This window comes from Mesorhizobium sp. M0029, assembly GCF_040323735.1.
Lineage (GTDB): Bacteria > Pseudomonadota > Alphaproteobacteria > Rhizobiales > Rhizobiaceae > Mesorhizobium.
Genome location: NZ_JAMYVF010000004.1, coordinates 41,650 through 52,782, shown reverse-complemented (window position 1 = coordinate 52,782; position 11,133 = coordinate 41,650). Strand labels below are relative to the sequence as shown.

Genomic DNA, 11,133 nt, shown 5'->3' with positions numbered 1-11,133 from the left:
TCGGGTTTGCCGCCGATCAGATGAAGGCAAGCGGACTTGGATAGCGGGCGATTTTGGATAGCGGGCGGATTTTGGATAGCGGACCGGAAGCGCTTCTATCTGCGGCTGCGCAGCGCCTTGGTGGCGCTCACGCGTGGATCGCCGCTGTCGTTGAAGCGCTCCATGCACATGGCTGCCGTCAGACGGTAGTGGTTGAGGAGGGCTTCAACGGCGCCGTCGGCATCGCCATCCACCGTGCGCTCCGCAATCAGCCGATGTTCACTGATTTCGTCGCGCTCGCTGCCGTCCTGGGAGATCAGCCGGTAACGGGAGGCCTGATCCGAAAGCTGGTCGCAAAAGCCGGTCAGCCAATGCGAGCGGCAGCCTGCGATCAGTGCCCGATGGAAGGCGCGGTGCAGCTTTTCCCATTCCGGATTGTTCGAGGACGGATCCTCCGGCAAGCGGCGCGGGGCACGCGCCAGGCGATGCAAGGCCAGCACGAGCTGCTCTTCCCATTCGCCGGTGCGGTTGGCAATGGATTCACGCAGCGCCCGCTCTTCCAGCCAGCAGCGGGTGCGCGTCAATTCCTCGAGTTCCGGGGCACTGACCGGCATGATGAAGAAACCGCGCTGGTCGTGGCGGCCGAGCAGGCCTTCCGAAGCAAGTCGGTTGAGGGCCTCGCGAACCGGTGAGGCGCCGGCGCCGTAACGGGAAACCACCCATTCGACACGAAGCTTGCTTTCACTTTCAAACACGCCGCGCAGGAGATCGTCGCGAAGCTGTTGATAGACCGTACTAGCGAGTGTGCTCTTGGGTCCCGCGCCTTCGCTCACATCGGCAGATCCGTAGGTCAATATGACTCCTGTAGCTCTCCCATGCTCCGCTAGCCCGTTCGCGAAGCAAACGATTTCCCCTGTAAACTTACTGTAACTCCTAAGGCATCCGCCCCTCAAGCGAAAGATCACGATATTCGACTTAAAGAGGAAGGTTGACCGCATCTTATCCGCCGGAAGTAACTAAAATCGTGAAAAACTTGTTCTTCTGAAGAAAGTTTGTCTGCCAGCATGGCAGGTGCCCTCGAGAAACAGCTTCGAGATCCGAATACGGATAATTTTTTCTTAACGCGCGTCATGCCGCCGGATTGACCTCTCCCCGCATGCAGATCCCTTCGGCAGTTATCCACTAGATTTATGGGCCAAAACTAGTGCCGGATGCCGCGATCCTGTCGCTTGCCGCGATGCCCTTGCGGCTGCCACCCGTTGACGGCTTTTTGGGAGATCGAAGGATCAGGCAGGGAGATCAGGCCGAGGAGAACCGACCAGCCGGGAACTTGCCCTGGAACTGATGTCAGCCGGCAGCCCGGTCGGCCGCGGTTCGGATGGCTTCTATATTGGCACGGTAGGCTTCGACGCTGCCGCCCTTGAAGATGGCGGCGCCTGCCACCAGCACATCGGCGCCGGCTGATGTGACCAGGGGGGCGGTTTCCGGCGACACGCCGCCGTCGATCTCGATACGAATCGGCCGGTTGCCGATCAGCGCTTTCACCCGCTTGACCTTGTCGACCATGGCCGGGATGAAGGCCTGGCCGCCAAAGCCCGGATTGACGGTCATGATCAGGATCAGGTCGAGCCGGTCGAGCACATATTCGATCGCACTTTCCGGCGTCGCCGGATTGAGCGATACGCCGGCCTTCTTGCCGAGACCCTTGATGGTCTGAAGCGAGCGGTCGAGATGCGGTCCGGCCTCGGCATGCACGGTCATGCCGTCGCAGCCGGCATCGGCAAAGGCGGCCAGATAAGGATCGGCCGGCGCAATCATCAAATGGCAGTCGAAAAAGGCCTTGGTGCGGTTGCGGATGGCCTTGATCACCGGCGGGCCGAAGGTGATGTTGGGCACGAAATGCCCGTCCATCACGTCGAGATGGATCCAGTCGGCGCCGGCCGCCGTCACCGCCTCGACCTCGTCGCCGAGCTTCGAGAAATTCGACGCCAGCACCGATGGCGCGATCAGGGTCTTCCTGCTCATGATGCGGCCCCTTTGGGCGCCCTGTTTGCGGGCGCGGCCTTGACGACTGCTAGAGCAATTCCAAGAAAAGTGGGAACGGCTTTCCGTCCGGAATTGCGTGAAAACAAAGAGATAGAGCGGTTCGGCGTTTCCACCAAACGATGAACTGCTCTAGACCATGATCCCGGAAAGGGAAAGTCGGTATTTGCTGCGCCCGGCAGCGGGTTCGGCGAATACCTGGCCGCCCGATCGCCGCAGCGCGCCCAAGGAAAAACCCCGCCGGATCGCTCCGGCGGGGTTCTGAATTTTGACTCGTATCCAGATCTATGGCTTGAAGTTGGCCGCCGGATCCCTTTGCGGCTGTACCTGCGTCTGCGGCGTGCGCTTCGGTATGAACTGCTGAAGGACACCTGGATTGAGCAACAGGGTCGGATCGAGCGACGGCTGCTGTTGGATCGCCCTGCAGTTCGGGAACCGACCAACCGTGCCTTCGGGGCAGCGCCGCTTGATGATCGGCACGCACTGGCCGCCGACCATCTGCGAGCCCGGGGCGCAGTCTCCCACCTGCGGCCTCGGCTTGCGGCACGCGCCGTCAATCGCCTGGGTGCCGCGCGGGCAAACACACTCGCCGCGCTTGTTGTGCACCTGGCCGCGTATGTCGCACTGTTCCAGCACAGGCTTCTTCTGCCGGCAGGCATTACCTTGCACCTCGGTACCCCGCGGGCAGACACAATTGCCATTGGCGTCGTGGACCTGGCCGCGGATCGAGCACTGCTCGGGCTTCGGCCGGATCGGCCGGCAGACCTTGCCCCTGACTTCTGTGCCGTCCGGGCAGACGCAATCGCCGTTGGCGTTTTGGATCTGACCACGGATCGAGCATTGTTCAGGCTTTGGCCGGATCGGCCGGCAGGCTCCATTGCGCACCTCTGTCCCACGCGGGCAGACACAATCGCCATCGGCGTCATGAACCTGGCCGCGTATGCCGCACTCCTGAGGCTTCTGCTTGTCGCGCACGCAGGCGTTTGCCTGTCGGTCGAGATGCGTACCTTCCGGGCAGTAGCAGCCATTGCCGTCCGACGTCGGGACCGAACCGGGGATGGTGCAGCCAGGCTTGTCGGTCTTGACGCAAGCGCCGTTCTCAAGCTCGGTTCCGCGCGGGCAGACACAGCGTCCATCCTCGGTGCGGATCTGGCCCTTGAGCAGCACGCAGGGCCTCGGATCCTTCGGCTGGATGATGACGCCGCCGTCGGGCGAGCACTGGCCGTTGCGGAACGTCGTGCCTTCCGGACACACGCACCGGCCGGCATCGTTCATGACGAAGCCTGGCGAGCATTCCTTCTTCACCTCGCGCTTGATGGTGAACGGATGGCAGGCATAGGCCTTGCCGCGATCGCCCTGGACGTTGGTCAGGTCGCCGGGCAGTACGTCGCCGCCGCCTTGCACCCTGGTGTCGGGAGACAAGACGCCGACGCAGTTCTGGCCGCTGACGTTGCCCCGCAGATTCACCAAGGGAGCGTCGGGAAGGACCACGGTGACCTTGTGCACATGGCTTTCCCCGGCGCCGAGCGTCAGGTTGGCAATGCAGGTCAACGGCAAGGTCGTCGGTTCGGGCGAGCAGCCGAAGGGCGGTTCGATCGAGGTGATCGCGACGCCTTGCAGCCGCCCCAGCCCGTCCACCCCGATCGCATCGCCGATGCGGACCGGACCGGAGAAGGCGGTCTGGCCATCATTGGTGATGGTGATCTCGAACGAGCAGGGTTGCCCCGGCTGGCACTCGGCATCGCCGGTCTTCTTGACGCTAATGGTGGACGTGCCGCCGCCCTTGGCGCAGGCCTGGCCGATCGGGTAGACGACGTCGTCTCCAGGGGCCGGGCCGTATGAGCCGCGTGCGCAGTTCTCGAACGCGCCATTGGCCAAGACCGTCACGTCGAAGTGCCTGGAGGTTCCGGGCGTCATCGCGGCGCCGGGTATCTGGCATGACAGCGCATTGGCCGGAACCGCTCCGCAGGCCCATTCCGCACCGTCGGGTGTGACGGTCTGGATCTGGACCGGCGCGCCACCCGATATCAGCGTGGCAGCATCGTTGACCCGCACCGGACCGGTGGGGGCAGAGGTGCCAAGGCTGATGACGGTGATGCGGCAGGAAACCACCGCCGCACCGGCGAGCGAGCCATTGCAGACCTTGGTGATGCGTAGGGTCGGCTTGCCGCCATTGGGATGACGGAAGCGTTCCTTGGCGCAGGCCTTGTTGTTGGTGAGGTCGACCTCACCGGGGACGGGCTTCAGCGCCGCGCAGTTCTCGACCGAATCCGACTGGTAGCCGGCCGGCATGACCGCCCTGACGACGATCGGCGTCGAGGCGCCCGGCATCAGCACGATGCCTGCATTGTCGCAGCGGAACTGGCCGGGACCGTTCGGTCCGCATGTCCAGGGCGGAGACGGGCCGAAGGTCGAAGAGGCCGGCGCGCCGCCCGGGTAATTGTCGATAACCGTCAGCGGCCCATTATAGGGGACGCTGCCATTGTTGATGATGTCGATCACGAAGTAGCAGATGCCGTCGGGTGTGCAGACCGGGATGCGGGCACGCTTCTTCAGGATCAGGTCGACCTTCTTGTCGACCGGGGGCCGGCAATCGCGGTCGCGGTCGCCACGCCGGCAGATCGGGATCGAGGCACAGCCGCGATCGTTCTGCTGGCTGCCGAACAGCGGCTTGCCGCTGGCGCCGTAATTATAGGTGGCGCAGTTGCGCAGCGCGCTGCCTTGCCAACCACCCGCCGGCTTGAAGCCGAGCTTGAGGTTGATGGAGGCCCCTGGATTGAGCGTGGTCACCGGATAGGTGCACGTCATCGGGGTCACGCCGGGCATGCATACCCAGGGCGGATTGGGCCCTGAATCCAGAGTCGAGCCGGCCGGCAGCGTCACCTCGTCGAGCACGATCTTGCCGTGATACGGCCCGTCGCCGACATTGGTGACCTTGATGGTGAAGTCGCAGCCGCCCCCCATCGTGCAACGCGTCACGTCGGCGCGTTTCTCGACCTTGAGGTCCGGTTCCTTGTCCTTGGGGGGACATCTCAAGTCACGCGGGATGACGATGTCGATGGTCTGCGTGCAGCATAGTCCCCAACCCTCCTTCGGGCCGGCATAGGTCTCGATGCCGGTGACGATGAGGTGGATGACGTCGCCGGGCGATGCACCGACGATCTTCCAGTTCAGCACACCGCCGCCCGCCGGCACCAATTGCGTGTCGGGGATGATGGTGATGCCTGGGGTCGTCGTCGATACCTGCACCCATTTTCCGCCCATCTCCGGGCCGACAGGCATGTGGTAGATGAACGCGCCGCCGCCTTGCACGCAATCGACCGTGCCGCGCTCCACCTTGAAACATTCCCGGTCGGGAGGCGGAGGCCGCTTGTCACAGTTGGTGAGGTCGATCTTGATCGAGGTCTTGGCCCCGGTCTTGTAGTCGCCGTCGTCGGGCTTGCCCGGATCCTGCGACGGGATGATGGCCCCCGTGCCGACGCCCGGCGTCACCTTGATCATGCCCTGGTTGTCGACGATGGTCGGCGAAGGAAACGCCGCATGGTCGATCTTGGCGGTGATCTTGAAATTGATGACGCGTTCATTGCCAGCCCCAGCGCCGTCGAGATCGGTGGTGGAAATCCGGAAATCGGAAACCGTTGCCGTATCGTTCGGATTAGCCGAGGTGCTGATTGTCGCACCCGGCAGCGGTCCGCCAGACGCATCCGTGCCGTCGCCGGACACGTTGACGTTGACGATCGCAAGACCGTGCGGAAGCTGATCCTTGAAGTCGAGTTGGAGTTTCTTCAGCCTGGCCGAAAAGCTTGGGTCGGCAAAGCCTTGCGAGTCGCCGCGCAGGCCAAAGCTCAGGGAGTAGACGACGTAGTCGCAGCTCCTCTGTGTGCCTGTTTTGGTGAAGAACGGCACGATCCGTTCCGGCCTCGGATTGACGATTTTTGAATTGTCGAGGTCGAGCCGCAGTTCCGGAGTGATCGGGACTGCATCTTCGGCGTGGCTTGCCACAGGGGTGAACATGGCGACCGCGATACCGGCCGCCATCAGCCAGCGCGCGCCGCGCCTGGCATATGACGGGGGTTTCATGATGGTCTCCATGACGGTTGGCTGCTTGCCGGTGGATTGACTGCTGTTCGCGGTCGGGGAAAGTGCGAGATTTTTCATCTTCCCCTCCTCAACGTTCGCAGCTGACGGCTGGGGTTCTGAGCGGCAAAGTCATCTTGCAGCAAGGGTAGTAGCCACCCTTGTCCTTGTCGGACTGCCTGTAGAAGCAAAGTCCAACATCGACTCTGTCGCCCGGAGAATGGCCGGTGATGTCGACCGTGTAAGGCTTGCCGGGAGCATGCGACTGGGGTGATGTCACCCCGACGCCTGGTGTCCTGGACTTTGTCTCACTGGAAGGCTGGACCTTGATCGAATCGCCGCCAAAGCCGGCATGGTCATGGAGATAGAGGTCGGCCTGGAGGCCGCGAGGCGTGCAGTAGAACTGAACATCCTCGACATCGATGCACGGAGGCAGATCGCCGGGCGGTGGGAAGTCCGGCGGATAGAACGGCGGCAGATAACCGCCGGGGATCTCTTCATAATAGCCGGCCCGGCCTTCGCAGGGGTGCCAGACCTCGACGTCGCCGACATGGCCTTCCACTTCTGGGTCTTCGAAATAGCCGTCGAAGTCGACGAACCACGAGCCGAAAGGCGGCACGTTGGCCGGCTTGACCAACGGCGTCGGCGTGATCTGCACGCCGTGCACGCCAAGCGGCCCGCCGGCGGCGAGCTGGTCGGCAAGTGTCGGGCTGTCGCGCAGCTTGTCGCCGGTGTTGACCAGCGTGTCGGTGCACACGCCGGTGTCGAGATTGCCGTCGGCGTCATAGCCATATTGCAGGTCGAGCCCACCGGCCGACTGCCGGTTGCCTTGCGGGAAGCCGACCGCATATTCCTGCGGCTCTTCCACCCAGACCGATTCCGTCGCCGGATCGTCCGGGTTTTCGCGCCAGTAGCGGATGACCTCGCCCTTGCCGGAATCGGCGAACTGGCTGTAATCGTAGCGATTCTCGACCGGGCCGCGCTGCGCCAGATACATGAAACCCTGGTTGTCGAAGGCGATGTCGGTGACGGCGTAGTCCTTGTCGGCCTTGACCGTCAGCTCCCAGCGCGGATCACCGGCAAAGCTGCCATCGCGGGCAATGCCAACCGACCAGATCTCGGCCTTTTCGCCGACCGAATAATAGAGCCGGCCGCCATGATAGGCGACGGACCAGACGCGGCGTTCGTCCTGCGTGTAGCCCCATGTGTCGGGGTCTTCCGAGTCGAAGGCAGCACCCTGTATGTCCATCACCGCACCGTCATCGGCGACGGGAGCCAGCCCATGCGCCGGCCGCCCGGCAACGCCGTGATCGAATGTGTCGATCAGCGTGCCGTTGGCGTCGAGGCGGTGGATGAGGCCGGTGTCGAGATCGCTGGCGAAGAACTCGCGGTGATTGCTGTCGAAGCTGATGTCGCCGATGCCGGAACCGCTGTTGGTGTCAATGTCGGCGAATTTGGAGACCGCGCCGGTGATGCCGTCGATCTTCCAGATCGTGCCCGGACCGCCACCGCTTTCGGTGCCGAACTGGCCGTCCATGAAGACGGCGCCTGCGGTGCCGCGGCGCTGTCGCTCGGGCCGACCGTCGGCATCTTCGTCCGGGGTGACGATACGGATGCCGTGCAGCGAGGTCGCGCCGGCATAGAGATTGGGGACGCCCGAGGGAACGCCGTCGCGCATACCGTCATCATAGGTGATGGCGAATACCTGGCCGATCTGTTCGGCCGTCACCTCGAAAGGCGGCGGCGTGTAGACGAGCTGGCCGGAAGCCGGTCCGCCGAGCGCCGAAACGTCGAAGACGCGCAAGGTGGCGCGCGTCGTGTCGATGAAGGTTTCGTCGACCGGGTCGACGCCGGGCGGCAGCCCCCCCCTTTCGGAATCGGCAGAGTCGAAATTGGGAATGACGGTGCCGGAAAATCCGGTGACCGCCATCGAGCCGGGATAGATGATCTGGGTTTCCTGCGCTTGGGCGGCTGTGCCCAACCAGAGCGCGGCGCTCAGCGCCAGGGCAAGCAAACCGCCGCCCAGATGGAGCGAACGGCGCAAACCGCCGCTTGGAGACGACATGGACGCGCCGCGATCGCAGGACATAAAACTCCCCCCGAAGTTTTCGGGAGGAACATCCGGTCCGGCCGCGCGAAACAGGGCAAGGCGCGGCGTTCCGGCACGTTCGTCCCTGATCGAATTGTCTGCTTTCCTCATCTTCACGATACGCCTGCTCCTGCGCAGGGTCAACGGAATCAGCCGAAAGCCCAGCGCATCGACTCCATCCCGAAGGCGGTGGTCGCGCTGAGCTTGCGTTGGTCCCGGAGACCGTGGAGCCTCTGGGGTCCTGGTCATGGGGGCATCCTTTCCGGCCCGCACCATGCGGCGCCTGGTCGTCAGTCGCAGGCTGAAGCGGAAAGGTTCATGCAAAACGGCGGCCGGGTCTGTCCGCCATTTCACAGAGGCGCGGCTAATTCCTTGTGTCAACTCAGGTGGAAAACAGTCTTGGCGCGCGAAAGACCGGCCGGCTTACTTACCGTCAGTGCCGGCTTCTGCTAGCGTCTTCCCAACCCTGGGGGGATCATGACACGCAGGCACTTCGTTCTCTTGCTGGCGGCGCTTTTTCCATGTGCGTTGCCGGTCCATCAATCCGTAGCCAAGACCTTGGTCTACTGCACCGAGGTTAGCCCCGATACGTTCGATCCCGCACTCGCCTCCGGATCCCGCGACGCCTCGGCCACCGCTCTCTACAACCGCATGGTCGAGTTCGATCCCGGCACCACCAAGGTGCGCCCCGGCCTTGCCGAAAGCTGGGAGATTTCCGACGATGGCCTCACCTACACATTCCACCTGCGGCAGGGCGTGAAATTCCACAGCGTCGAGGGCTTTACGCCTAGTCGCGACTTCAATGCCGATGACGTGCTGTTCACCTTCGACCGGCAGGCCAACGCGCAGAACCCGTTCAACAATTACGCCAAACGCCAGTACATTTACTTCGACGGCATCGGCATGCCGGATCTTGTCGCCGGTTGGCGCAAGCTTGACGACCGGACTGTGGTGATGAAGCTGAAGGCGCCGCATTCGCCGATGCTTGCCGACCTGGCGATGGATTTCGCTTCGCTCGTTTCCAAGGAATATGCCGACAAGCTCGTCGCCGAGAAGCGGCTGCTCGACCTGGCGCTGAAGCCGGTCGGGACGGGTCCATTCCAGCTTGTCGACTACCAGCAGGATGCAGTCATCCGCTACAAGGCCAATCCGGACTACTGGCGCGGCAAGCCGAAGATCGACGATCTCGTCTTCGCCATTGCCACCGATGCCAGCATTCGCATGGAAAAGCTGCGCGCCGGCGAATGCGATCTCATGCCCTATCCAAATCCGGCCGACCTGGACGCGATCAAGGCGACACCCGGTATCAAGGTCATGCGGCAGGAGGGCCTCAACACAGGATACCTCGCCTTCAACACCTTGCAGAAGCCCTTCGACGATCCAAGGGTGAGGAAGGCGATCGCCATGGCCATCGACACCCAGGCGCTGGTCGACGTCGTGTTCCGCGGCACCGGTGAAGTCGCACGCAATCCGCTGCCGCCGACCTCCTGGGCCTATGACAAGACGAGCCCCGATCATGTCTTCGACCCCGCTGCCGCCAGGCGGGGGCTCGCCGATGCCGGCGTAAAAGACCTGCACATGAAGATCTGGGCGATGCCGGTGCAGCGTCCCTACAACCCGAATGCGCAGCGTATGGCCGAAATGATCCAGTCCGACCTGGCAAAGATCGGTGTCAACGTGGAAGTCGTGACGTATGAGTGGACAGAATACCTTGCGCGCTCGAAGTCACGCGACCGCGACGGCGCCATGCTGTTCGGCTTCACCGGCGACAATGGCGACCCCGACAACTTCCTGTCGGTGCCGCTTGGCTGTGCCGGCGTCGGCACCACCAATCGTGCCAACTGGTGTTTTCCGGCCTTCGACGATCTGCTCAAGCAGGCAGCCGGGATCGTCGATCCCGCTGCCCGCGCAAAACTCTATTCGCAGGCGCAAACGATCTTCAGGGAGCAGATGCCGTGGGTCGCTATCGCCCACTCCGTGGTCTCGATGCCGATGCGCGAACAGGTGACGGGCTATGTCATGGACCCCTTTGATCACCATGATTTCTCGGGCGTCGATATCAAGGAATAGCGTTCGGTGTCTGCCGCCGATCTCGATGTCTATGTAGAGAGCCTGCGCAATTTCCGACTGGTGCGGAGCTATAGCATCGCGCAGTTGCTGCCTTACCTGGAACAGGCTGGATTGAAAGTGCGCCTGCTCGACCGGCCAGCCGGCCGAGATCGGGCGCCGGTGGCCTTTCTGCATGTCGACCTGACAGTCGTGCCGCCAACGTACCGCGGGCTCGGCCACCTCTACGACCGCACCATCAATGGCCGCGCGCTGTCCATCCACCGGCACCTTTATTCGACACTGAAGCTGGAGGCAGGGGACAGCCACGAGGGGCCGGTTGTCGTCAAGACGGTCCTCAACTCCAGGGGCCGACCAGAGCAGCGCTGGTGGCAGCATCGCAACGGCCTGACCAGGAGCGCGCATGCCATCCGCAAGCTCTTCGAACCCGGCTACAAGGACCGCCTGTGCCCGCCCTATAAGGTCTACCAGACGATCGGCGAGGTTCCGCGGGATGTATGGCGCAACAATCGCCTGATGGTGGAAAAGTTCGCTTTCGATACGCTCGACCTGCCCATCGTCAAGCACCGCTACATGTTCCTGCTCGGTGCCGAGGTCAACATGCGGCAGGTCTACGACGATGTGTTGTGCGCCGGCTCAAAAATCCTGAGCAATGAGGTGGGCGGCGCCGTGCCACCGGAAGTGCTGGCGGTGCGGCAGCGGCTCAACCTGGACTTCGGCGCCATCGACTATTTCATTGTCGATGGCAAAGGCGTTGTCGTGGATGCCAACAAGACCGTCGGCTCAAACCCTGAATGGCTGAAGAAAAACCGCTTTCGTCGGGAATTCAACGATCGCATGGCTGAGGAACTGATCGCCTTTGTCCGCGGTTGAGCCGG

6 protein-coding genes are annotated in these 11,133 nt (G+C 63.0%); 2 read left to right on the top strand and 4 right to left on the bottom strand.

Annotated features, from left to right (window positions below; all coding sequences use genetic code 11):
• Window positions 1-95: 95 nt before the first annotated feature.
• The 4 genes from NKJ76_RS08475 to NKJ76_RS08460 form a co-directional block, all read right to left on the bottom strand.
• On the bottom strand, window positions 96-833 hold the full coding sequence (locus tag NKJ76_RS08475) for a GntR family transcriptional regulator (protein ID WP_023694237.1): 738 nt from the start codon (window positions 831-833) through the stop codon (window positions 96-98).
• Between the two features lie 493 nt (window positions 834-1,326).
• Window positions 1,327-2,004, bottom strand: a complete 678-nt coding sequence (gene rpe / locus NKJ76_RS08470; RefSeq protein WP_023729671.1) for a ribulose-phosphate 3-epimerase — start codon at window positions 2,002-2,004, stop codon at window positions 1,327-1,329.
• Between the two features lie 303 nt (window positions 2,005-2,307).
• A complete protein-coding gene (locus NKJ76_RS08465; RefSeq protein WP_352537198.1) occupies window positions 2,308-6,180 on the bottom strand; it encodes a DUF7929 domain-containing protein in 3,873 nt (1,290 codons plus the stop codon).
• A gap of 10 nt (window positions 6,181-6,190) precedes the next feature.
• The gene (locus NKJ76_RS08460; protein WP_352500290.1) at window positions 6,191-8,464 is read right to left on the bottom strand and encodes a hypothetical protein; all 2,274 of its coding nucleotides are present in this window, start codon (window positions 8,462-8,464) and stop codon (window positions 6,191-6,193) included.
• 201 nt (window positions 8,465-8,665) lie between these two features.
• Here NKJ76_RS08460 and NKJ76_RS08455 point away from each other — a divergent pair, with 201 nt between their 5' ends.
• Together NKJ76_RS08455 and NKJ76_RS08450 are read left to right on the top strand one after the other, a co-directional pair.
• Window positions 8,666-10,258 carry an ABC transporter substrate-binding protein gene (locus tag NKJ76_RS08455; protein WP_352537197.1) on the top strand — a complete coding sequence of 531 codons (1,593 nt, stop codon included), beginning with the start codon at window positions 8,666-8,668 and terminating at the stop codon, window positions 10,256-10,258.
• Between the two features lie 6 nt (window positions 10,259-10,264).
• Entirely contained in the window at window positions 10,265-11,128 is an 864-nt protein-coding gene (locus NKJ76_RS08450) for a hypothetical protein (RefSeq protein WP_023707784.1), read from the top strand.
• Window positions 11,129-11,133 lie beyond the last annotated feature (5 nt).

What these genes read in the sequence shown, in the direction of transcription:
- rpe (WP_023729671.1), bottom strand. Translation starts at nt 2,004, where the DNA reads ATGAGCAGGAAGACCCTGATCGCGCCATCGGTGCTGGCGTCGAATTTC.
- NKJ76_RS08465 (WP_352537198.1), bottom strand. Translation starts at nt 6,180, where the DNA reads ATGAAAAATCTCGCACTTTCCCCGACCGCGAACAGCAGTCAATCCACC.
- NKJ76_RS08460 (WP_352500290.1), bottom strand. Translation starts at nt 8,464, where the DNA reads ATGGTGCGGGCCGGAAAGGATGCCCCCATGACCAGGACCCCAGAGGCT.
- NKJ76_RS08455 (WP_352537197.1), top strand. Translation starts at nt 8,666, where the DNA reads ATGACACGCAGGCACTTCGTTCTCTTGCTGGCGGCGCTTTTTCCATGT.